The sequence below is a fragment of the Streptomyces sp. NPDC007157 genome (genome assembly GCF_040634235.1).
Taxonomy (GTDB): Bacteria; Actinomycetota; Actinomycetes; order Streptomycetales; family Streptomycetaceae; genus Streptomyces.
This window is the reverse complement of the sequence record NZ_JBEYFE010000049.1, coordinates 1-22,621: the sequence shown is the minus strand read 5'-3', so window position 1 is coordinate 22,621 and position 22,621 is coordinate 1. Positions and strand designations below refer to the sequence as shown.

The 22,621-nt window shown below is 69.2% G+C and carries 16 protein-coding genes and 1 CRISPR repeat array; of the genes, 4 read left to right on the top strand and 12 right to left on the bottom strand.

The genetic code is table 11. The features are described 5' to 3' along the window. Positions 1 to 2: 2 nt before the first annotated feature. A complete protein-coding gene (locus tag ABZ642_RS44960; protein ID WP_360497079.1) occupies positions 3 to 221 on the bottom strand; it encodes a hypothetical protein in 219 nt (72 codons plus the stop codon). 985 nt (positions 222 to 1,206) lie between these two features. Between ABZ642_RS44960 and ABZ642_RS44955 the strand changes: the two genes are divergently transcribed. After that, positions 1,207 to 1,536 carry a DUF397 domain-containing protein gene (locus ABZ642_RS44955; protein WP_360497077.1) on the top strand — a complete coding sequence of 110 codons (330 nt, stop codon included), beginning with the start codon at positions 1,207 to 1,209 and terminating at the stop codon, positions 1,534 to 1,536. A 315-nt stretch (positions 1,537 to 1,851) separates the two neighbouring features. Continuing rightward, positions 1,852 to 2,655: an SAM-dependent methyltransferase gene (locus ABZ642_RS44950; RefSeq protein WP_360497127.1), complete on the top strand. Its 804-nt coding sequence runs from the start codon at positions 1,852 to 1,854 to the stop codon at positions 2,653 to 2,655. A gap of 18 nt (positions 2,656 to 2,673) precedes the next feature. Here the strand turns inward: ABZ642_RS44950 and ABZ642_RS44945 are convergent, their stop codons facing one another. The 9 genes from ABZ642_RS44945 to cas3 form a co-directional block, all read right to left on the bottom strand. Further along, the gene (locus tag ABZ642_RS44945) at positions 2,674 to 3,546 is read right to left on the bottom strand and encodes a helix-turn-helix transcriptional regulator (protein ID WP_360497075.1); all 873 of its coding nucleotides are present in this window, start codon (positions 3,544 to 3,546) and stop codon (positions 2,674 to 2,676) included. 2,164 nt (positions 3,547 to 5,710) lie between these two features. Then, entirely contained in the window at positions 5,711 to 6,073 is a 363-nt protein-coding gene (gene cas2e / locus ABZ642_RS44940; RefSeq protein WP_360497072.1) for a type I-E CRISPR-associated endoribonuclease Cas2e, read from the bottom strand. Continuing rightward, complete coding sequence (cas1e, locus tag ABZ642_RS44935) at positions 6,070 to 7,038, bottom strand: type I-E CRISPR-associated endonuclease Cas1e (RefSeq protein WP_360497069.1); 969 nt, start codon at positions 7,036 to 7,038, stop codon at positions 6,070 to 6,072. The genes cas2e and cas1e overlap by 4 nt, the downstream gene beginning before the upstream one ends. Beyond that, positions 7,035 to 7,826: a type I-E CRISPR-associated protein Cas6/Cse3/CasE gene (cas6e, locus tag ABZ642_RS44930; RefSeq protein WP_360497066.1), complete on the bottom strand. Its 792-nt coding sequence runs from the start codon at positions 7,824 to 7,826 to the stop codon at positions 7,035 to 7,037. The genes cas1e and cas6e overlap by 4 nt, the downstream gene beginning before the upstream one ends. Continuing rightward, the gene (cas5e, locus tag ABZ642_RS44925; protein ID WP_360497063.1) at positions 7,826 to 8,551 is read right to left on the bottom strand and encodes a type I-E CRISPR-associated protein Cas5/CasD; all 726 of its coding nucleotides are present in this window, start codon (positions 8,549 to 8,551) and stop codon (positions 7,826 to 7,828) included. Before cas5e ends, cas6e begins: the two co-directional genes overlap by 1 nt. Further along, on the bottom strand, positions 8,548 to 9,741 hold the full coding sequence (gene cas7e, locus ABZ642_RS44920; protein WP_360497060.1) for a type I-E CRISPR-associated protein Cas7/Cse4/CasC: 1,194 nt from the start codon (positions 9,739 to 9,741) through the stop codon (positions 8,548 to 8,550). Before cas7e ends, cas5e begins: the two co-directional genes overlap by 4 nt. Further along, on the bottom strand, positions 9,738 to 10,424 hold the full coding sequence (casB, locus tag ABZ642_RS44915) for a type I-E CRISPR-associated protein Cse2/CasB (RefSeq protein ID WP_360497057.1): 687 nt from the start codon (positions 10,422 to 10,424) through the stop codon (positions 9,738 to 9,740). The genes cas7e and casB overlap by 4 nt, the downstream gene beginning before the upstream one ends. After that, on the bottom strand, positions 10,421 to 12,145 hold the full coding sequence (casA, locus tag ABZ642_RS44910; protein WP_360497054.1) for a type I-E CRISPR-associated protein Cse1/CasA: 1,725 nt from the start codon (positions 12,143 to 12,145) through the stop codon (positions 10,421 to 10,423). Before casA ends, casB begins: the two co-directional genes overlap by 4 nt. Next, complete coding sequence (gene cas3 / locus ABZ642_RS44905) at positions 12,126 to 14,936, bottom strand: CRISPR-associated helicase Cas3' (protein WP_360497051.1); 2,811 nt, start codon at positions 14,934 to 14,936, stop codon at positions 12,126 to 12,128. The genes casA and cas3 overlap by 20 nt, the downstream gene beginning before the upstream one ends. A gap of 349 nt (positions 14,937 to 15,285) precedes the next feature. Further along, positions 15,286 to 18,903: direct repeats of the CRISPR family, unit length 29 nt; unit sequence CTGCTCCCCGCACCCGCGGGGATGTTCCC. 167 nt (positions 18,904 to 19,070) lie between these two features. Between cas3 and ABZ642_RS44900 the strand changes: the two genes are divergently transcribed. Next, positions 19,071 to 19,934, top strand: a complete 864-nt coding sequence (locus tag ABZ642_RS44900) for an aminoglycoside phosphotransferase family protein (RefSeq protein WP_360497048.1) — start codon at positions 19,071 to 19,073, stop codon at positions 19,932 to 19,934. Positions 19,935 to 20,013: 79 nt separating this feature from the next. Here the strand turns inward: ABZ642_RS44900 and ABZ642_RS44895 are convergent, their stop codons facing one another. After that, the gene (locus ABZ642_RS44895; RefSeq protein ID WP_360497124.1) at positions 20,014 to 20,871 is read right to left on the bottom strand and encodes an IS5 family transposase; all 858 of its coding nucleotides are present in this window, start codon (positions 20,869 to 20,871) and stop codon (positions 20,014 to 20,016) included. A gap of 59 nt (positions 20,872 to 20,930) precedes the next feature. Then, entirely contained in the window at positions 20,931 to 21,089 is a 159-nt protein-coding gene (locus ABZ642_RS44890; RefSeq protein ID WP_360497046.1) for a hypothetical protein, read from the bottom strand. A gap of 191 nt (positions 21,090 to 21,280) precedes the next feature. Here ABZ642_RS44890 and ABZ642_RS44885 point away from each other — a divergent pair, with 191 nt between their 5' ends. Then, positions 21,281 to 22,486 carry an IS256 family transposase gene (locus ABZ642_RS44885; protein WP_360497121.1) on the top strand — a complete coding sequence of 402 codons (1,206 nt, stop codon included), beginning with the start codon at positions 21,281 to 21,283 and terminating at the stop codon, positions 22,484 to 22,486. The last annotated feature ends 135 nt before the right edge of the window (positions 22,487 to 22,621 follow it).

The window sequence follows — 22,621 nt, the reverse complement described above, 5'->3', positions numbered from 1 at the left end:
CGTCACGAGGCGCGCCCCTCCTTGTCCTCGACGGCCTCACTGCGGTGCCTGGGGACCGACTCGCTCTGCGGCCGGCCGACGCTGGCGATCTGCTGGACGGCAAGTCCGAGGGCTGGGGCGAGCGTGGCGACGGCGGCGAGATATCCCAGCACCGCCATGACGGCGCTCCAGGCGAACACGGTCACCATCGCGGCGATGATCAGTATCTGTGTACGAGTCACTCGAAATTCCTTTTGGCGTATCGATGACGGCCTTCACTGTCCGCACGGCTCATCCGGGGCAAGCCCGTGCGAGGCCCCGGGCCGACGGGTGCCGATCCGTCAGCCGGGGAGTTCAACCAGCATGACCAGCAGCACAGTTGTCACGCCACGCGATCAAGGAATCACGGAACAATTGGATCTGTGGAAGACCGCTGCGGTACACGGGAATGGCCGCCGGGACACGGGCTTGGCCGAGTTGGTGCGCGTGCGGTTAGAAGTTCCTGGTTTCCCTTGCAATTGCACTACAGACCCGCGTCAATGGAACCCAGGCACTTTTGGTGTCGGCCTTCTATCCGGAAGGGCCTGCTCCCGTGCCGAGATTTTTTGGGAGCGGGCATTATCGCTCCCGTCTGGCCCAGAGTGGCCAGGCGGGAGCGGAGCCATCCAGCGGGACCCCGGGGAGCGGCCGCCTCCCACCCCGCACGCGCGCGCCCCGGCCAAGTGGCACTCGGGGCGGATCAGGGGTGAGGCATGCCCCGAGGAACCGTCACCCCTATTGCGCACTGCCTGTTGAGGCGCCGTCCCGCCTCGGGCGGGTAAGGACCGACTTCCGGCCCGGCACACGGGGCGATCCGCACATGGACAGCACGCAAAGGCCGGCAAGCCGGTGCCTTCCTTCCGTAGCTTGAACACCGGATCCCCCAGGCCATGTCGTGTCAGCCTCCGAGTTGCCCTGTCCGGGACTCGGCCAGCACCGCCCCACCGCGACTGAAGACGCCGCGCCGCACCAGAAGTGCGATGGGGAGCCTGCCCCCTGATGGAAGCCGGCGCGCACGCCGCGGCTTCCGCCTGTCGGCTAGCGCGTGAGCGCGCCCCGGGCCCTTGCCCCGCGACTCCGTTGCGCGGGTGAAAGCGAGAGCGAACATGCCAGAGCAGATGGCCGGGCCGAGCGAAGGCCGGCCAATGGTGTGTGGATCAGCCTGATTGAGACAAAGTTCCCTCAGGCATGCATAGGTGGCGCCCAGACGGCGATCCTCCTGGTGAGACGCTGATGCAATTGCATTCGCGGAGCGCCGAGTTCACGCACATCGGGGGTTCACTGATGGAGACTCTGGCATATGCCCAGGTCGGATCCGCCGTTTCCGGACGCAGGGCGTTACAGGAATGGCGGAAGAGTTCGCACAGCAATCCAGACGGGGCATGCGTCGAGGTCGCGCAGCCGCATCGGGATCAGGTTCTCTTCCGCGACTCCAAGGCAGTGCAAGGCGGCGTGGTGGGCGTCTCCCGGTCCGCGGCAGCGGTCTTCGCCACCGCCCTGGCGAAGGGTGAGCTCTGAACGGCAAGCACCCCCCGCCGTCCAAAACACGTGTGCTCTTGCAACGCCGGATAACGGGCTGCCGGCGCATTGTCACCACCTGCGGTGCAGAATGCCCGAATCCGCTCGGCGTTTCTGCTGCGGCGGCCGGGCGCGGATGAACGAACGCCCCGCAAATGCGTACTGGACAGCAAGACGTACCTGCGAGTAGTGATGAGGATGCGACGCGGTGCGGCCGCCCAGCCACGGGCGTGCACGGTGTGCAGGCGTCCGCAGGGGCGTGCGGACCACGACGAAGGGGAAAGCGTGGCGGAACAGCCTGCATCCAGGCCGGCCATCGGCACGGAAGCGGACTTAGGGCAGGACAGACCGCACAGCGCCCGCATGTACGACTATTACCTCGGCGGGAAGACCAACTACGCCGTAGACCGCGAAGCAGCACAGGCCGTCATCCAAGTCTTCCCTTCCGTCGAGGTAGGGGCACGGGTGAACCGCGCCTACATGCACCGGGTCGCCCACCACCTGGCACACCAGGGGATCCGCCAGTTCATCGACGTGGGCACCGGAATCCCCACCGCGCCCAACCTCCACCAGATCGCACAAGAGGTGACGCCGCAGGCCACGGTCGTGTACGCGGACAACGACCCGATCGTCCTGGTCTACGCCGACGAACTCCTCGACGGCGCCCCGGAGGGCAGAACCTGCTACGTCGAGGCCGACGCGACACAGCCCGCCGAATTGCTGGCGGCCATCAGGGCGACCGGGGCCATCGACTTCGGCCGGCCGGTGGCGCTGAGCATGCATGCACTGCTGCACTTCGTCCCCGACGACCAGCATCCCTACCAGCTCGTCAGCCGGCTGCTGGACCCGCTGGCACCGGGCTCGTACCTGAGCCTGACACACTGCACCGGCGACTTCGAGCCGGAAGCCTGGGCAGCCATCGTCGACACCTACAGACAGCGGGGAACACCGACCCAGGTACGCAGCCGGGCCGACGTTCTGCGCTTCTTCGACCAACTCGAACTCGTCGACCCCGGGCTTGTGGTGGCCCACCGTTGGCACCCCGAACCCGGCAGCGACTTGAACCTGGTGACAGACGGCCAGGTATCCCTGTACGCCGGCCTCGGCCGCAAGCCGTAGGCGACGTCGGCGTCCGAGTCAGCGGTAGTAGCCCGAGCTCGCCAGGTGCTTGAGCCGGCGTACGGTCCCCGCAGGGGACAACGACGCTCCCCTCAGGCGGTCGAACGCCTTCTTGCGCTTGTCGACCTGCTCCTCGTCCTGGAAGATCAGCCCGCCGTCAAAGACCTCCGCGTATGCGATGTCGGGAAGGATCCGTGCGGAGAACTCCCATATCGTGGTCGAGCCGAGATGCACCGGCAGGTCGTAGCGGTCCTGCTCCGCGATCCGGATGAGATAGCGCGGGTTGCCTGCCAGGTCGATCAGGTGCTCCAGCTGCTGGTGCATGACCTGCGGGGTCCCGTACCGGCGCCGGAGGGAACCCTCATCGAGGACGCAGATGAGTTTCTTGTCCTCATCGGCTGACCGGAACCGCTGCTGACGCTCCATCCGCAGGTCGACCAGGGACTGACGCTGATGCACATCCGCGCTGCCGCCGGCGATCACCGCACGCGCGTAACCCTCCGTCTGCAACAGACCCGGAAGCTGCAGCGGTTCGTACACCCTGATCCGCTGTGCCATGTCCTCGAAGCTCACCACCGCCTGGAGATGCTTCTGAGCCACCCCCGACCACGCCTGCCACCACGGCTGCTGGTTGGCCACCTGCGCCAGTTCCCGAAGCTGGACCTGCTCCAGCGGGTCTGTGACCTGGTAGATGACGAAGAAGCGGGCCAGATCCTGTTCCTTGAACTGGTGCTGCCCGGTCTCGATACGGCTCACCTTGGAGACCGACGCGCCCAGCATCCGCGCGACGTCTTCCTGCTTGAGACCGATGGCCGTGCGGCGGGCGCACAGGGCATTACCCAGCACCATCCGTGGCGCGGACGGGACGATCTCGTCCCTGATGTACCGCACACGGCGCCCCGGCTTCAGCGGATCACCGGAACCCGCAGCGGCTGCCGACCTCCGACTCACAGCCCCTCCTTGCGCACAGTAAGCATGACGGCGCTCATCGTGCACGACAGGTCCGACAGGCAAGACGGAATCGGAAACATACTCTCCCCTGGATCATGTAAACGGCTGAAAATCCATCACCAAAGGGGAAGAAACAGTCTCGCACTCAACAGGCCCACCAGACCGCGCCCAAGGCCCTGCGTCCCAGGCCATCCACCCCACCGCAGTCGGCTACGCCACCGTCTACCCCACCGCCACCGGCAAACCCACACCGGTCAGTACATTCCGTCGGTCGGCCGAACATCCCCGCGGGCGCGGGGAGCAGACGTAGACGGGGTCGATCCCGGCGCGGGCCCGGGGAACATCCCCGCGGGCGCGGGGAGCAGGCGGTGCCGGCCGCCTTGATGTCGTTGGCCGTGGGAACATCCCCGCGGGCGCGGGGAGCAGTCCGCGTGGGCGCCCTCGATCAGCTCCGGCTTGGGAACATCCCCGCGGGCGCGGGGAGCAGAACCGGGGCACGAACGCGGTGTGGGCCGGATCGGGAACATCCCCGCGGGGGCGGGGAGCAGAAGCTGGGGTTCGGCAACTTGTTCCGGGAGTCGGGAACATCCCCGCGGGCGCGGGGAGCAGACAGTGATGGGGCAGCGCCAGCCGCCCGAGCTGGGAACATCCCCGCGGGCGCGGGGAGCAGGTTTCCCTTTTGTCGTGGTTGGTGTGGGGTGGGGGAACATCCCCGCGGGCGCGGGGAGCAGGCGGACTTGGTGGATTGCGGTGCCGTCCTTGCGGGAACATCCCCGCGGGCGCGGGGAGCAGATGGCGTCGCCCTGGACGAAGCGGAACGGGTAGGGAACATCCCCGCGGGCGTGGGGAGCAGGTGATGAGCGCGTCCATGTCGGTGCCGGGCTGGGGAACATCCCCGCGGGCGTGGGGAGCAGCCGATGGCCGCGTTGAACTGATCCATCGACATGGGAACATCCCGGCGGGCGTGGGGAGCAGTCCACCGAATGGCACCAACCGTGCCCGCAGGCGGGAACATCCCCGCGGGCGTGGGGAGCAGAGGATCGACCACTGTAGTCAGGTGGCTGTCTCGGGAACATCCCCGCGGGCGTGGGGAGCAGACGACCGGGACCCCGCAGCGTCGGACCGTGTAGGGAACATCCCCGCGGCCGTGGGGAGCAGATCGTGACCACGGTCGACCCGGAGCCGGCACCGGGAACATCCCCGCGGGCGTGGGGAGCAGACCCGCTGTCAATTCCCGCCCGAGGCGCCCGAGGGAACATCCCCGCGGGCGTGGGGAGCATGCATCCTGGAGGAGCTGCCTGGCGAAGCCCATGGGAACATCCCCGCGGGCGTGGGGAGCAGGAAGGGAGCCAGCTCCCGGACTTGGAGAACGGGGGAACATCCACGCGGGCGTGGGGAGCAGACCTCCCTGCGCTGCCAGCGTGTGTCCGCCCGGGGAACATGCCCGCGGGCGTGGGGAGCAGTGGAACTTGCTGCCGAGCGGCCCCCCGATGACGGGAACATCCCCGCGGGCGTGGGGAGCAGTCTTCGACCAGGACGATCAGCTTCTGTGCCTGAGGAACATCCCCGCGGGCGTGGGGAGCAGTGCCACAGGCGGCCGTCTTCGATGGCGGTGGTGGGAACATCCCCGCGGGCGTGGGGAGCAGTTCCCTCCTCGACTTTCCCCTTCGACCGCTGGGGGAACATCCCCGCGGGCGTGGGGAGCAGGCCGACCTATGAGGCCTGGCAGGAAGTCAACCGGGAACATCCCCGCGGGCGTGGGGAGCAGACGCCGACGGGGTCGGGCCAGGCGGCGACGGCGGGAACATCCCCGCGGGCGTGGGGAGCAGAGCAGCACCGCCAGGGCGGCCCAGTCCTTGCGGGGAACATCCCCGCGGGCGTGGGGAGCAGCCGCTGCGGAGCGTCGACAGCAGGACCAGGCTGGGAACATCCCCGCGGGCGTGGGGAGCAGACAGCCCGATCCACTGCCCCGGCGGGACCGTGAGGAACATCCCCGCGGGCGTGGGGAGCAGACTGTTTGACCTGGGTGTTTACCTCCGAGGCGACGGATTCCAGAGCAGTTTCTCTGAACCCGGCAATCCACCCAAACCCATCACAAAGCCCTTCAGGCTCTTCCGAAGCGTCGGCGTTTGGCCGCCTTGCTCCATCCGGTAGCAGCCGTGGTGGTTTGGGGCTCCTGCTGGGACGGGGGTTTCATGTCAGGGCGGTGGATGAGGGTGACGCCGTCGTAGTCGACGGGGTGCCATGCGTGGTCGTGGGTGCGGAAGGTGAAACCCTGTTCGTTGTTGGTGGTGTGGGCGAGCAGGGCGCGTCCTTGGCCGGCGTATTGCTGGACCTCGTGCCAGAGAGCGTCGCGGATGCGGGCTGACGGGTTGCCCACGAACACGCCTGCGGAGATTTCCAGGAGCCAGCGGGTGAGGAAGCCACGGAGTCCTGCGGGGCAGTTGGTGAGGACGATGACGGTCACCAGGCCACCTGTTCGTAGTCACCGGTGTCGTCGTGGTTGAAGCCGGAGGGGACTTCGCGGCCGCCGTCACTCTGGAGGGTGACCACGTCCCGGTCACCGCCGGGGTCGGCCGAGCCGGTTCCTGCCGGCAGCAGCAGGTGTTTGATGTCGTCGACGCAGCGCTCCAGCAAGGACGTTTCGTTGATGCGGTCCCGTAGAGCGCGGCGGGTACGGGGGCCGACGTCCTCCTCGTCCTGCGCGGCGACGTCGAACGCGAGGGGGATGCCGATCTCGGTCTTGTAGAGGTCGGCGATGTCGAGGACGAACGACAGTTCGTGTCCGGAGTGGACGAAGCCGAGGGCTGGGCTGCAGCCCAGCGAAGTGACGACGGCGTGGGCGATGCCGTACATGCACTGGGCTGCCGCGGTGATGCCCTGGTTGACAGCGTCTGCGGCAGTGAAATCACCGGGGGCATACTGGCGGCCGCGCCAGCGGATGCCAGTGCGGGCGGCCTGGTCGCGGTAGCAGTCTTTGACGCGGCGCCCTTCCCGGCCGAGGAGTTCGTGGCGGGTCAGGCCGGCGGGGTCTTCGTCGGGGAAGCGCAGCCGGTACATCGCGCGAGCCACGGCGAGGCGGCTGCGCGCGTTCGCCCACTGCTGGGCTTGGGCTTCCATGAGTGCTGAGGAGCGGGTGAGGGCACGGCCGGCGGCGTAGTAACGCACGCCTCGTTCTCCGACCCAGCAGACGGCCGCGCCGGTTTCTCCCAGCACGCTCATCGCCTGGTGGGTGACGCGGGTGCCGGGGCCGAGGAGGAGGGTGCCGATGGTCGCCGAGGGGATGTGGGTGGTGCCTTCTGCGTCCTGGGCGGTGATGGCGTTGGCGTCCCGGTGGACGGTGCAGCGTTCCAGGTAGATGAAGGAGATGCGCTCGGCGGTGCGGGTGAGTTGTCGCGGTGTCAGTGCGGCGTGCTGGGAGATCGTGGTCATGGTGTCTGCCGGGCGGGCGGGGTGAGGGGTGCCAGGGTGATCAGGCCGCAGCCGTAGGCTTTGGCCCGGCCGATTCCCTGGGTGAGGGTGCGGCGCAGGGCTGCGGGGTCGGTGACTTCGAGCCGGCCGTCGAAGGTGACGGCGACGAGGGTGACGGGTTTGCGCTTCGTGTCGTCTTCTGTGCGCCGTTTGTCGAAGGAGCGGTTGTTGTGGTCGCGGATGGACAGCTCGTAGCGGTCGCCGTGGTGTTCGTGTTTGCCCTGGTAGGTCGTGCCGCTGGGCAGGAGGCGTTTGTCGTCGGCCTTCTCCAGGATGCGGAAGCCGCTGCGCTCCTGGCGCTCGATCAGCCACGCCGTCTGGTGAACGGGGGTGAGATGGGCTGTGATCTTGCGGGGCTCGTTGGGGGTGCGGCGGATGGTGTGGACCGGGTTGGCGGTCAGCCGGAAGGCCCAGCGGTCGCCTGTGGAGAGCTTGTCGAGGAACGGGGTGTAGGGCCTGGTCTGCCAGCCGGGGGTGTGTGGGTCAGCTGCGGCTGCCGCCGGCCAGCCGGCCTGCTCGACGAGGTGGGTGAGGTCTGGGCGGTCGGGGCTGACGATGTACAGCAGCACCTCGGCGCGGGCCTGGTGGTCCAGGCGCCACAGCACCCGTGGCGCGTCCGGTGTGGGGACGTCCGTGGGCAGCAGGCCGGGGAAGGAGGACATGACGGCTGCGTGCAGGGCCTGCGGCGAGGACAGCAGTCGGCGGGCGCCGGGACGGGCCGTGTTCAGGCGGAAGCGGGAGAGGAACATCAGCTGCTCTCATCCTCCAGAGCATCGAACGGGTCATGCCGCGGGGCGCCGGCCGCGACGGCGCCGGGCACCGGCACCTTGGTGGTGACGACGGTGCGCAGAGCGTGGCGGCGGTGTGCGGCGGCGAAGCTGAGCGGCTGGTCGCGCAGAGTGTCGGCACCGCCGTGTTCGCCGGCTGCCGCCTCCCACAGCACCGTCAGTCCTTCCTCCGGACGGAAGCGGTGCTGCTTGCGGTACCAGGCAGACGCCTGCCACGACACCTCTCGGAGCACGCGCTCCAGGCAGGCGTCGTCGTACAGGCCCAGTTCGAGCGGTGCGGCGGGCGGGCAGGAGCGGCGGCCTAGGAACGGCAGGTAGACTGGGGATTTCAGCGCGGCGTGCAGTTCGGTGAGCAGTGTGTGTTCGCCTTCGAGGGCGGCGACGAAGGCGGCGTCGGCGAGGTAGAACCGTTCCGACAGCGGCATGGATTTGCCGGTGACGGTGTGGTGGGCGGTGTGGAAGTCCCGGATGCGGATGCCGGGCTGGTCGATCCGGACGCCGAACCGCAGGGCCGCCAGGGGCGCGAGTGCCGTGTCTTCGCCGCGTTCGATGCCTGCCGCAGCCGCGAGCAGGCCGATGACGCCGCTCTTGGTGGGGGCGGACTCGGTGGTGCGGCGGGTGAAGCGGGAGGAGGCCCCCCAGGACTGCAGGGGGCCTGCCAGCCGCAGGGCGAGTACGCCGCTCATGCGGGCTTGCCCAGGTGTTCGGCGACGGCTTGGCCGACGGCCGTGACCAGGTCGCCCAGGGTGTCGGACTCGGTGCCGAGGTCGGCGAGTTTGAGGGTGTTGGGGCCGACGCGCAGGACCCAGCTGAGGGTGGAGTCCTGATCGCCGTAGGCGCGTTCGATGTCCGGGACGTAGGCGGCGAGGCGGTCGGATGCCTCCCGGACGTGGCCGCCCTGGTCGCCGCGGACGGGTTCTTCGAAGGCGGCGACGAAGCTGATCGGGCGAGTGGTGCGCAGCTTGACCACGACCGCGTCGGGCAGGGTGTGGTGCCCGAAGGTGTTGATCTTCCCCGTCGGCAGTGAGGAGACGAAGCTGTGGACGAATGCCTCGACGGCACGGCGTACCGGCTCGGTCCTCGGCTCGTCCTCGCGCAGGCCCTGGCCGAGGTTGGCGGCGAGCTGGTGGACGCCGAGGGCGGCGTAGCGGTAGAGGGTGGCGGAGTTGAAGTCGACGGTGCCGATCATCCCGGCTCCGGTCTCTTCCTCGGTGTTCTCGTCGTCGACGGCCGTGTAGTAGTCGGACTCGTTCTCCACCCGGTGCACGCTGATGGCGTGGGCGACCTGGACGGCGGCGTCGACGTTGAAGTCGGCGGCGTCGGCGACCATCCGGCCGAAGAGGGCGATGTCGACGGAGTGGCGGCTGTCCGCGATCTCCTTGGCCTTCTCCTTGTTCGTCTTCTCCTTGAGGAAGGCCGTGATGTCGGCGGCGCCGTCGACGGCGAGGCGGGCCAGGCCGTCGAGCTGGCGGGCGCTGAGGAAGACCAGGTACTTCGCCTCCGGCGCCGGGGTGTCCCCGGACTCCTTGGCGGCGTCGGCCTTCCGCTTGGGCACTTCGGTCTTCAGTCCGGTCGCCTTGACCGTCTCGTCGGCGAATGTGAGGGCCGTCTCAGCGCTGAGGGAGGGGGCGAGCTCAGTGATGCGCCTGGCGAGCAGTTCCACGACCTTCTTGGTCCGCACGCCGAGTTCGCTGGGATCGAGCAGGTGCTCGTCGTCGAAGTAGGTGCGGGTGGCCCGCTTCCATGCCTGGCTGGAGACGCGTGCGCGCGGCACACCGCCGTACACGGCCGTCTTCGGCGCGCCCGTGTCGTCACGGTTGAGGTTGCTGGGCGGGACGGTCTGCAGGGCGTGCACGTCCAGGAAGATGCGGTTCACGAGGCGTCCTTGTCACTGTCGTCGAGGCCGGCGGCGGTGTCGTCGAAACTCTGGCGGGAGGGTTGTGCGGCCGGTTCCTGCCAGGAGTGGAAGGAGCGGCCCCACTCGCGGCGGATGGTGTCGGCGCCACCGGGCCACTGCCAGGTGTAGAGCTGCCCGGCGAGCAGGCCGTAGTCGAGGGGGATGTCCGCGCGGCGCAGCAGGACGATCAAGTCGCGCAGCCGCTGGGACAGGCTGGTCAGGTCGGGGGCGGTGCCGGCGCGCACCAGGCGCTTGCGGACGGGCTCGTCAATGCCGTCCGGTGGCATCAGACGCCGCACAGCCGCCCCCAGTCCGGCCGGCCGTTTGTACGTGTGGGGGCGGTGCATGCGCGCGCCACGGGACTGCTGGTGCAGCGCCCAGAGGGTGAGGGCCGCGTGCAGGGCGTCCTCCGCACGCACGAGTTCCTCCTCGCCGAGCGGCCGCACGCCTTCGAGGCGGGCTTGCAGAGGCGAGGTGTCGACGAGCGTCCACAGGTCGGGCAGGTCGGCGGCATCGCGGCCTGCGCCACGGCGCAGACGGGCCAGCACTGCGACGTCCTTCGGGCTGTCTCTGAGGTAGCCGTCCTGCCACGGCTTGATCTGTGCGGCGGCGAGTTCGGCGATCCGTGAGCGGGCAGTCGGCGGGGCTGTAGTTGTGGTCATGCGGGTACCTTCTGGTCGGTCGCGGAAGGGTCACACTCAGGGCGGCCGGGCGGACCTGACGGAGGTGTGCCTGCGTCGTCTCGCTCACCGAACTCCGATGCGCGGCCCAGAGCCTTGGCCAGGCGCCCGCGGAACCACTTTTCGGCCAGGCCCGCATTGAGCCACAGAGCGCCCTTCTTGTCGGTGACGGTTCTGCCCTGCCAGGCGGCATCCCCCGCCTGTGCGACGAGTCGGTCGCCGAGGCCGCCGACGATGCCGTGTGCGTCGCGCTGCCATCGACGGCGGCTCTCGAACGGGTCACCGGCATCCGCCAGGGCGGCGATCCAGGTCCGGTAGGGGTTCTCCAGCGCGGTGAAGCCGAGTTCACGTGCTGCCGATCGTGCCCCCTCACCCTCGGTGCCGGCCGCACGGGCCAGATCGGTAGCCAGATCGCCCAGCGCCCGCACCGCAAGGTCAGCGTCCTCGGCAGCTGCGATCGCCTGCCGGGCACACGTACGGTCCTGGCGGTGCAGCAGCACGACCGGCATGGCGAGTTGGTCGTCGACCACCTCATCGATCACGGACTGCTGCGTCCCGTACTTGGCGCCGACGATCCGGGCCCTGATGAGGAAACCCCGCGGCAGTTCCCCGTCGGTGACCAGGCGGGCGATCCACTCCAGGATCCCGGGCCGCAGGTTCGGGGCGGCCTCTGCTCCTTGGGCGATCTCCGCCCGGTCGGCGACCAGTGAGGCGACGCCCCGCCAAGCGGCGCGGGCCGGGTCATGGTCTCTTGGCAGGTAGATCAGCGGCTGCCGCAGTTTCCTCTCCTGGAAGGTGCTGCGCCGCCACGCGGTCATCGGCTCCCGGCGGTGCATGTTCCGCGCGACGAGCGGATCGCCGTAGCCGAGGACAACGCCGGTGACGCCGTCGGCGTCGTGGTGCAGGCGCAGCCGGCGCGACTGCCACGTGTACAGATCGCGCAGCCCGGTCGGCGTCCGTCCGGATCCGCCAGGAGGGCACGGTTCACGCCGCCAGGCCGGCCGGTCGTCCGCCGTGAACTCCAGGGAGTCGGTGTCGGCGGCCACCAGGTTCAGCAGCAGAGTCTCGCGCAGGGTGTCGCCTTCCGCGAAGACGCCGCCCAGGCCGCCGGCCCACCCCGTTCCCAGTGGATACACCTTGCCGCCCCTGACCCGGTCGTCGCCCACCGCACCGGACTTGATCCCGGACGTGTCGTAGGCGTGGGCATGGACGACCCAGCGGGCCGCCTCGGCGAAGGTGAGCCGTTCGACGGTGGGCATCCGGGCGGTAAAGAAGGGCTCCCCGTTGGGCACGTCGGCCACGATCCGGTTGAGGGAGAACACCTCGTCTTTCGCCGTCCGCAGCCCAGCGGTCTGGAAGAACGGGGCGGCCGGGTGGAAAAGGGCGAAGCGCTCGCGGTGCGTGTCCAGATACGCGCCGACCGGCGCGAAGCACCGCGGGTCCGCCCACAGTTCGCCCCAGGACTCGACGTCGCGGGGGCCGTCGAGGGCGTCGTGAGCGATGGCCAGCAGCAGGCGCAGCAGCGCGAATTCCTGGGTGGGCAGGTCTCCCGCGAGGCGCCGCACCTCGGCTGCCTGGGCGAAGACCTGGCGCAGCGACAGTTCCTCCTGGGAGCCGTCACATTTCAGGACCGCGATCCACGGCTCGGTGGTCAGGTCGAATAACGGGACATGGGCCGTGCTGTCACCGGTCGGTTCCGTCACGGGTCACCTCCAAGCCGTCGGATGGGCTGTAGTGGAGCGCATAGCCTGCCAGCTGGGTCTGACAATTCTCATCGAGCGCGAGAATCAGCTGGTCAGCCAGCCAGGGGCTGTTTTTGCCCTGCCAGGCGGGCACGTACAGCTGCTCCAGTTCCGCGATGGCCTTGTCGAGGGTCTCGGCGTAGGAGAACTGGATGGGCAGCCGCAGCCCGCAACTCGCCGCCACCCGGGCGGCGAACGACGTGGGCACCTGATCCTGCGGCAGCTCCAGTCCCCCGCGCCGGCGGCCCTGCTTGTCTGCTTCCAGCCACGGGAGGGTGGCGAGGGTGCCGTCGGTACGCCGCTGCACGACGACGACTTCCAGGCTCTCCCGGCTGTCGCGGACCTGGGCCCGCCCAGTGCGGGTATCGTCGGCATCGCCCACCCCGGCCGCCACCCAGCCGAACAACGCCCTGCCGGGGCGGCCGACTTCACCGAGGCGGAACACGGCCGCCCGTTCGGCCTGGTCGGCCCGGTGCCGCTCGAACCGCGCCCTTGCTTCCTCCAGCGCCGGCACCCAATGCTCCGGCCCGACCGGAGCCTCGACGTACGCGCCCTGGACGAGCGGGCTGATGTCAGCGGGCAGCCGCACGGGGCGCTGCGGCCCGCCGTCGAGATGAGGCAGCAGCACAGCGGCCGACCTCAGCAGCGCATAAGCCCCGTATACCGCGACCGATCCGCGCACTGGGACGGGCACGTCCGCCTCCCAGTCGGCGCCGGTCAGCAGGCACCGTGCCGCACGCAGCCGCGCGGGCCGCTGGCTCTGGCCCTCCCCGCGCTGGTGACGGTGGAGTCGGCCCATCCGCTGCAGCAGCAGGTCCACCGGGCACAGGTCGCTGACGAGGAGATCGAAGTCCACGTCCAGGGACTGCTCGGCCACCTGGCTGGCCACCACGATATGCCGGCCCGAAGGCCGCCCCGTCGCCTTGCCCGGCGGACCGAACCGCCGCAGCAGATCACGGTCCTTGGCCGCCCGGTCGACGTCCACAAAACACGAGTGCGCCACGCTGACGTCCCCGTCGCCGAACCTCTCCCGCAGCACACGGGCCGTCTCCAGCACTCGCTTGACCGTATTGCGAACGACGAGCACACAACCGCCGCCAGCCAGCTCCGTCTCCAGCCGGTCGGCCAGAACATCCAGACCGTCCGCAAGCCGCTCGACCCGGACATCCGTGCACCGGGCCGAAGCAGGCGGCTGGCGCACCACGGGCCTGCCGCCCGGCGCGACACCGGTGAGCAGCGGATACTCCCCGTCTGCCTGAGCGCTGTCGGCCTGAGTGCCGGCCACCCCGGAGTACGCCTCGACCAGCTGACGCCGACGCGCAGCAGGCAGGGTCGCAGAAAGAACGACCACGGGAACCCGGTAGGCGCCCAGCCAGGCCAGCACCCGGTCCAGGTAGACGCTCATGTAGGTGTCGTAGGCGTGCGCCTCGTCGATCACAACGACCTTGCCCGCTACGGCCAGATGACGCAGCGCCAGATGCCGGCTCTTCAGCCCGGCGAACAACAGCTGGTCGACGGTACCGGCCACGAACGACGCCAGCATCGCCCTCTTACGGCCCCGCAGCCAGGCGTGAGCCACCAGCTCGGCGCCCGCAGAACGCGTCGACTCCCCCAGCCGCCGGGGCACAGGCGCGGCGGCATCCACGTCGACCGCCATCACCTGCCCGCCACGGGCCAGCAACCCGGCGAAGTCCTCGTTGAGAGCTGCCTTCGAATGCGCAAGATGCACAGAGTGCCAGCGGCTGCCGTCGTCCGGCAGCCGCTTCAGCCACTCCAGCAGCCGCGGAAACATCGCATTACCCGTCGCCATCGTCGGCAGCGCGAAAAACACACCGCCCGCACCCGAACGCGCCGCGAAGACCTCGGCCACAGCGAGCGCCGCCTCCGTCTTCCCCTCCCCCATCGGAGCTTCGACGACCATCAGCCCGGGCGCCTCCATCTCCCGGGCCAACGCCAGCGCCGCCTCCTGAACCGGACGGACCCTCGCCCCCTGCGGAAGCCCGAACCGGGACACGAACAACTCCTGCGCATCCCCGACAGGCTCTGCATCCCGCCACGGCGCCGGGAGATCCAGCCCCCGCCACGCCGCCGCCAGCCGCTCCTCACTGCCACGAGACGCAGCATCCGGGAAGTACGGGAAGAGGTCCGGATTACTGGCGATCCAGTCGGAGACGATGACCAGCGCGGTCAGCAACACCTGCACGGGCTGCGGCAGTCTCACCTCCCGCCACTCCGGAAGCCGATCCCTCACACCGAAGCACTCCGCGCACGCGTCGAGCAGCTCCGTCTGAACCTGCCGCCACACCCCACTGCTACGGCCAGGAGTACGCAGCAACTCCTCATGGTCGTAAAGGGCCTTGATCTGACCGTTCTCCGGCGGCACCCCATGATGGCCGCCCACCGCCACAGTGAACTGCCCAGTCTGCCTGGCCGCCCACCCGTGACGCTCCTCCAACCACTCACCCAGCAACACCTGACCGGCCAGCCCGTGCGGTGCCAATCGCCGATCCGGCCCCATCGCCTGACGGGACCGCATCTCCAGACCCTTCTCCCGCATGACATCGGCGAGTTGATCGACCTGACAGGCGAACGCCGGCGTCGCCTTACCAATGTCATGCACACCCGCAAGCCACACGACAAGCCTGCGCCCGTCCCCCTCGCCACCAGGCAATGCCTCAGAGATCAACCGCCTCACACCGAACGGCAGCCACTCGTCCCACAGAAGACCGGCAACGGCGGCGCTGTCCTCCATGTGCCGCCACAAAGGTAACCATCCGTCAGCATCACGATCATGCTTCGCCCACACCGACCGCGCCGACACCTGAAGCCGCGACAACAGCCCACAACCGAAAACACCCCCACTGGTCATGCAAGATACCTACACGCAAACCAAGACCCAGCAGGCCAAATCGGGGAAACAGCGTTGATCCGAAGCCGATGGAGCCATCCAGCCCCCAACAGGCACACTCAAGCCATAAGGTAATCCATTTACTATCGGCCCCACCCCAGAAAGAGATAAGCGCGAAATGCACCCTTTGCCGAGATCGGTGAAAGTATGCGAAACCGTGCAGTCCTAGCCCCAGACCAGCAGGTCAGCCAGTCTGCTCCCCGCACCCGCGGGGATGTTCCCGAGGCATTATCTCGTCGCCCGGGGCCGGGCATCTGCTCCCCGCACCCGCGGGGATGTTCCCTCGTCCCAGACCTTGTCGAACATCGGGCGATCCTGCTCCCCGCACCCGCGGGGATGTTCCCCCTCGAAGCAGGGCGGCCTGCTGTCGCTGTCCCTGCTCCCCGCACCCGCGGGGATGTTCCCAGCCCCGACCCGGAGTGGGAGCAGCTGGTCGCCTGCTCCCCGCACCCGCGGGGATGTTCCCTGCAGGTAGTCGACGATGACCAGCCGGAGGCCCTGCTCCCCGCACCCGCGGGGATGTTCCCCAGTCCGGCAAGAGCGCCCACATGGCGTTCGTCTGCTCCCCGCACCCGCGGGGATGTTCCCGACAACCAGCGACTCCACCACAGGCGCAAGGCCTGCTCCCCGCACCCGCGGGGATGTTCCCGGTGACCGGCACGTGGACGGAGCAGACCGCGACTGCTCCCCGCACCCGCGGGGATGTTCCCGCGTACCTGGACGGCGCTGCGTCCGTCATCGGCTGCTCCCCGCACCCGCGGGGATGTTCCCCACCCGAGCAAGGCGGCAGCATCCTCGACCACCTGCTCCCCGCACCCGCGGGGATGTTCCCACCCCCGGCATCGAGCACACCTGCTCCGTGACCTGCTCCCCGATCCCGCGGGGATGTTCCCTGCCGCCGGCCGCGTTGAAGAGCACGAGCCCGCTGCTCCCCGCACCCGCGGGGATGTTCCCGCCCATCTGGCCGGGCTCGTAGGGAAGACCGTCTGCTCCCCGCACCCGCGGGGATGTTCCCCAGGCGACCGGCCAGTGGGTGCACGGCGCGACCTGCTCCCCGCACCCGCGGGGATGTTCCCTTGCTCGACGTGGCGGTGACGCTGGCGTGCCCCTGCTCCCCGCACCCGCGGGGATGTTCCCGACCCTTATCCGCTGCCAGTCGCCTGGCGGGCCTGCTCCCCGCACCCGCGGGGATGTTCCCGGCGAACTCTGCCTCTGGCTCGTCGACACCGCCTGCTCCCCGCACCCGCGGGGATGTTCCCCCCTTCCGTCTGGGTCGGTCGGAGGGTTGCCGCTGCTCCCCGCACCCGCGGGGATGTTCCCGCCTCCTCATCCGTCACCTTCGCCGCGGCCTCCTGCTCCCCGCACCCGCGGGGATGTTCCTCCAGCCGGTCAGCGAGACGGCAAGCCTCCTCCCTGCTCCCCGCACCCGCGGGGATGTTCCCGCCCCAGCGACAAACACGACGCCGTCTGGGTCCTGCTCCCCGCACCCGCGGGGATGTTCCCGTCACGGCCAACCCGGTCGGCTGGTCGACGCTCTGCTCCCCGCACCCGCGGGGATGTTCCCGGATTCTCGCCGCGCTCCAGGGTCACCCCGAGCTGCTCCCCGCACCCGCGGGGATGTTCCCGGCGCCCCGATCGTCGGCCCGTTCTCGGGTTACTGCTCCCCGCACCCGCGGGGATGTTCCCCTCGCGACCGACCCCGTACCGGTGGAACTCCCCTGCTCCCCGCACCCGCGGGGATGTTCCCTTCACGGTCTGGTCGTCAACCGGCTGCGCCGCCTGCTCCCCGCACCCGCGGGGATGTTCCCGTGACGCCGGAGGCCCGGCACTCGCGGAACGCCTGCTCCCCGCACCCGCGGGGATGTTCCCCCACGCCGGCGGCGGCGACCCGGCGACGCTGCACTGCTCCCCGCACCCGCGGGGATGTTCCCGAGGGTGTCGGCCGCCGAGACGGACAGGTAGCTGCTCCCCGCACCCGCGGGGATGTTCCCCGGCCGTGACCAGATACGGTCACGGCCGGTTTCTGCTCCCCGCACCCGCGGGGATGTTCCCTACATGGCCGGCCGCGCGTACCGGGTGACGCTCTGCTCCCCGCACCCGCGGGGATGTTCCCGCCTCACACTCCGGCTTCCAGTTCCCGGTGCGCTGCTCCCCGCACCCGCGGGGATGTTCCCCACGGGATATGCACGATGTCGTTGGGGTCAACCTGCTCCCCGCACCCGCGGGGATGTTCCCGTGTCGTTGACCTTCGGCGTGCAGCTGGTGGCCTGCTCCCCGCACCCGCGGGGATGTTCCCGTGGCCGGGGCGATCGCATCGCTGCACGACAACTGCTCCCCGCACCCGCGGGGATGTTCCCGGTGTGGTGCCAATGCCGCCGTAGGTGCGGTTCTGCTCCCCGCACCCGCGGGGATGTTCCCTCGGGCCGCGTCACGGCCGGTTACTTCCTGGCCTGCTCCCCGCACCCGCGGGGATGTTCCCGACCCGCGCAGAACCCCAGAACCACAACCTGACTGCTCCCCGCACCCGCGGGGATGTTCCCCCCATCGTCGGCGGCACCACCCTCGTGCGGTCCTGCTCCCCGCACCCGCGGGGATGTTCCCGGCATGCCGAAGACCTCGCCCGAGCCCCGGTTCTGCTCCCCGCACCCGCGGGGATGTTCCCTTGTCCGCCCCCGGGCCGGTGGGTTCGGCGCCCTGCTCCCCGCACCCGCGGGAATGTTCCCGAACCGGGACGCGCTCTCATTGCCCGTGGAGCCTGCTCCCCGCACCCGCGGGGATGTTCCCTGGATGCGGTCGCCGGCGGGCGTCGGCATGAGCTGCTCCCCGCACCCGCGGGGATGTTCCCGCGGCCCATCGGCCGAGGTACCACGTCATCGACTGCTCCCCGCACCCGCGGGGATGTTCCCAAGCGACAGCGGGTCCGCCTGTACGGCAACGCCTGCTCCCCGCACCCGCGGGGATGTTCCCACCTAAGTGTGGACGGCGGGTGACTGGCACTCCTGCTCCCCGCACCCGCGGGGATGTTCCCTTGCCCGCGCCAGCTACCGAACTTGCGAGCCGCTGCTCCCCGCACCCGCGGGGATGTTCCCGGCGACAACCGGATGCTGTCCGTGCTGCGCTGCTGCTCCCCGCACCCGCGGGCATGTTCCCAGGCCGTGGCCTACCTGCACGAGGAGCAGGGGCTGCTCCCCGCACCCGCGGGGATGTTCCCTTCATGACCTCGTTCGCGGCCGGGGCGCTGTTCTGCTCCCCGCACCCGCGGGGATGTTCCCCTGGCGTGGGCTGTGCCCAACGCCTCGAGCAACTGCTCCCCGCACCCGCGGGCATGTTCCCGACGAATAGTACGAAAAGATCACTGCTCCCCGCACCCGCGGGCATGTTCCCTGGGCGGTGAGCCGGTCGAAGGTCTCGCGATCCTGCTCCCCGCACCCGCGGGGATGTTCCCGTGGGCCAGGCCACCGGCTACAACCGGCTGCTCTGCTCCCCGCACCCGCGGGGATGTGCCCTTGATGTACTGGCCCAAGTAGTTCTCAGTCTGCTACTCCCCGCACCCGCGGGGATGTTCCCTGGGCCGTCACCGTCACCGGCGGCTTCCGCCTCTGCTCCCCGCACCCGCGGGGATGTTCCTGCCCCCTCCGGGCGTCGCCTCTGCGGCGACGACTGCTCCCCGCACCCGCGGGGATGTTCCCGACGTCATCGCCGCCGCCAAGCAAGCCGGCCGCTGCTCCCCGCACCCGCGGGGATGTTCCCAGCTGTACGGGGGACTTTCTGTTTCCTGCTCACTGCTCCCCGCACCCGCGGGGATGTTCCCTGAGTGCCTGTTCCTGAGCCGCTCATGACATGACGAGGGCTTCTCCGGCCGTCGTTAGGACCCGCCCGACGGATCATGCCCTTGCCCAAACTGGCGCTCATTTCCCTCGTCGGCCTCCGAGAGCACCGGTCCACCGCCGTAAAATCCTCGCTGTGACAGTTCACCGAATGCCTGCCGCGGAGGTTTCACTCTCAGTCGGTCTGGTGCGCCGTCTACTCGACGAACAGCACCCCGACCTGGCGGACCTGCCGGTCGAGGTGCTGGCGAACGGCTGGGACAACCTTGTGTGTCGGCTCGGCGAGGAGTTCCTCGTCCGGTTGCCTCGGCGTGCCATGGCCGCCGAACTCCTCGCTCACGAGCAGCGGTGGTTGCCGAAGTTGGCCGACCGCCTGCCGTTGCCTGTCCCGGCGCCGGTGCGTATCGGGCGGCCAACGGCTGAGTACCCGTGGTCTTGGAGCGTCGTGCCGTTCTTCGCGGGCCGGATCGCGGCGCGGTCGGAGCCCGACGACCCATGGTCGGCCGCGGCGGCGATCGGCGGTTTTCTGGATGCGCTGCACGCCCCGGCCGCTTCGGAGGCGCCGGTCAGCCCGGCTCGCGGGATTCCGCTGGCCGGACGCGCCGAAGGCGTCCTGACCGGGTTGGCACATGTCGACCCGGCCGATCGTGCAACCGCACTGCAGATCTGGGAAACGGCCGCCGCAGCGCCCATCTGGGACGGGCCGCCGTTGTGGTTGCACGGGGACCTGCACCCGGCCAACATCCTGGTCGACCGCAGCCGGATCAGCGCCGTGATCGACTTTGGTGACATCACCTCCGGCGATCCTGCCACCGACCTGTCCGTCGCCTGGATGTTGTTCACCGCGGAGCAGCGCGCCGCTCTTCGACAGGCGTACGGCCGCGCGGACGACGCGACTTGGGAGCGGGCCCGCGGGTGGGCGCTTGCCCTGGCCTTGGTCTTCCTGTCGCACTCGGCGGACAACCCGCTGATGCACGGTATCGGTGAGCGCGCCTTCCGCGCGGTGCTGGCGTAGCGGACGGCCTTCAGGGTTGGTGCCGGTCCGGGACGCGGGTCGGTCCGGGTGGGGTTGCCGACCGTGAACTTGAGAACGATCAGTCCCGGGTGGTGGCCTCGCGGGAGGCGGGCTGTCGGCTCCTGCGGGAGGACCGACGGGTGATGCGCCTGGTCATCAGCGTGATCGCGGCCCAGGTGATCAGCGATTCCGAGTGCTGGATGAGGCGTTCGTAGTCCCTGGCGTGGCGGCGGGCGTGCATGATCCAGGCGAGCGAGCGTTCGACCACCCAGCGACGGGGCAGGATGACGAATCCGGTGGCGTCCTTCGGACGGCTGATGGTCTTAAGCGTCAGGTTCAGATGCTTCTTCGCCCAGGTCACGAGCTGTCCGGCATAGCCGGAGTCGGCCCAGACGATGGTGATCTCGGGGTGCATCAGCCGCAGTCTGAACAGGACTTCCTTCGCGGCGTCGCGGTCGGTCGTGTCGGCCGGGGTGACCATGACGAACAGCGGCAGACCCTTGGTGTCGACGACCAAGTGCCGCTTGCGTCCATTGATTTTCTTCGCGCCGTCGTAGCCGCGCGAGTCCCGCCCGACGGTCTCGGCGGCCTTGACTGACTGGGAGTCGATGACGGTGGCGACCGCGCCGGGTGCCCGGCCCATCTCGCGGCGGATGCGCTTGCGGAGCTGGTCGCGGATCTGTCCGACGACTCCGGCCGCGGCCCAGCGGGCCATGAAGTTGTAGCAGGTCCGCCAGGGCGGAAAGTCCCGGGGCAGGGCCCTCCACTTGCATCCTGTGTCCACGACGTAGCGGATCGCGTCGACCACCTCTCGGCGCGGATGCTTCTCGGGGCGTCCCCCCTTGGGGGATTCGCAGGCCGGCGGTGGTAGGAGGGGTTCGATGAGGGCCCATTCGTCGTCGTAGGTGTCGGAGGGGTAGCAGCGGTGCCGGGACAACACGAACCTCCCTCCCTGCGGCCAGGGTTGGGGGACGGCGGCGCCGTCCCCCAACCCGGTCAGCTGTCGATGTACTCGGCGATGATGTCGAGCGTGGACTCGACCGAGCCGAGCTGGGTGTTGAGGTGTTTGATCCACCGTCCTTTCGGCTGGAGCGCGGCGTGCGGTCCGACGACAGCGGTGATGAACCGGCGGATCTCGGTGAGCTTCTCCCGCACGATCGAGAGTTCGTATGCCTGGAGTTCGGCGGTGTCGGTGCAGAACGGGAGTGTAAATCTAACGGCGGATCCGACGATCACGGGAGAGACGGCAAGTGACTGACACTACCGTGGAGTTGGAGACCGTGAAACCTGTCGAAAGTGCCCCGCCTGGGCATCCTGCCCCCGTGTCGGATGAGCAACTGGTCGCGATGCTGGTGGAACGGGCCCGGTCGGAGGGACTGCAGCTGACCGGGCAGGGCGGACTGCTGCAGCAGCTGACCAAGCGGGTCCTGGAATCTGCCCTGGAAGGCGAGATCACCGATCACCTCGGCTACGAGCGCCACGACGCTGTCGGCCGGGGCAGCGGCAACTCCCGCAACGGGAGCCGGGCCAAGACCGTGCTGACCGACGTCGGGCCGGTGGAAGTGAAGGTGCCCCGCGACACTGCCGGCAGCTTCGAGCCGCAGATCGTCAAGAAGCGACAGCGGCGCCTGACCGGCATCGACGAGATGGTGCTCTCCTTGTCCGCAAAGGGCCTCACGCACGGGGAGATATCGGCTCATCTCGCCGAGGTCTACGGCGCCGAGGTGTCCAAGCAGACCGTCTCCACCATCACCGACCAAGTGATGGAGGGCATGGCCGAATGGCAGAACCGGCCGCTCGACCGCGTCTACCCGGTCCTGTTCGTGGACGCTATCAACGTCAAGATCAGAGATGGGAAGGTCGCGAACCGTCCCATCTACGTGGTGATGGCGGTGACGGTGGACGGCACCCGCGACATCCTCGGCATCTGGGCCGGCGACGGCGGCGAGGGAGCCAAGTACTGGCTGCACGTGTTCACCGAGCTGAAGAACCGCGACCTGGACGATGTGCTCATGCTGGTCTGCGACGGGCTCAAAGGACTCCCCGAAGCCGTGGAGACCGTCTGGCCTCGCACAATCGTCCAGACGTGCGTCGTTCACCTGCTGCGGAACTCGTTCCGATACGCCGCCCGCCAGGACTGGGACCAAATCGCAGGGGCCCTCAAACCCGTCTACACCGCACCCAGCGAGGCCGCGGCGACGGAGCAGTTCCTGGAGTTCCAGGAGGCATGGGGCCGGAAGTATCCGGCGATCGTGAAGCTGTGGTCGGACGCCTGGGCCGAGTTCGTGCCCTTCCTCGCCTTCGACGTCGAGATCCGCAAGGTCATCTGCAGCACAAACGCGATCGAGAGCGTCAACGCACGCATCCGCCGGTCCGTCCGCGCCCGCGGGCACTTCCCCAACGAGGCCGCCGCCCTCAAGTGCATCTACATGGCCCTGATGAGCCTGGACCCGACCGGCAAGGGCCGCAAAAGGTGGACCATGCGCTGGAAAGCACCTCTCAACGCGTTCCAGATCGCCTTCGAGGGTCGCCTGACCTCGAGCAACAACTGACCACTCAACAACGAAGATCAGCCGTTAAATTGACACACCCGTGCTTCACGGACCGCGGCGCCGTGCAGTTCGACACCAAGTTCAGCGGCCGCAGCTTCCGCGGCTGTGGCCCGCTTGTGCACATACCGGTGGTGC

Excerpts from the sequence above, each read along its gene's own strand:
- ABZ642_RS44955 (WP_360497077.1), top strand. The coding sequence starts at position 1,207 with ATGCATAGGTGGCGCCCAGACGGCGATCCTCCTGGTGAGACGCTGATG.
- cas1e (WP_360497069.1), bottom strand. The coding sequence starts at position 7,038 with ATGACCACGATCTCCCAGCACGCCGCACTGACACCGCGACAACTCACC.
- cas6e (WP_360497066.1), bottom strand. The coding sequence starts at position 7,826 with ATGTTCCTCTCCCGCTTCCGCCTGAACACGGCCCGTCCCGGCGCCCGC.
- cas5e (WP_360497063.1), bottom strand. The coding sequence starts at position 8,551 with ATGAGCGGCGTACTCGCCCTGCGGCTGGCAGGCCCCCTGCAGTCCTGG.
- casB (WP_360497057.1), bottom strand. The coding sequence starts at position 10,424 with ATGACCACAACTACAGCCCCGCCGACTGCCCGCTCACGGATCGCCGAA.
- cas3 (WP_360497051.1), bottom strand. The coding sequence starts at position 14,936 with ATGGAGGACAGCGCCGCCGTTGCCGGTCTTCTGTGGGACGAGTGGCTG.
- ABZ642_RS44900 (WP_360497048.1), top strand. The coding sequence starts at position 19,071 with ATGCCTGCCGCGGAGGTTTCACTCTCAGTCGGTCTGGTGCGCCGTCTA.
- ABZ642_RS44885 (WP_360497121.1), top strand. The coding sequence starts at position 21,281 with ATGCTGGTGGAACGGGCCCGGTCGGAGGGACTGCAGCTGACCGGGCAG.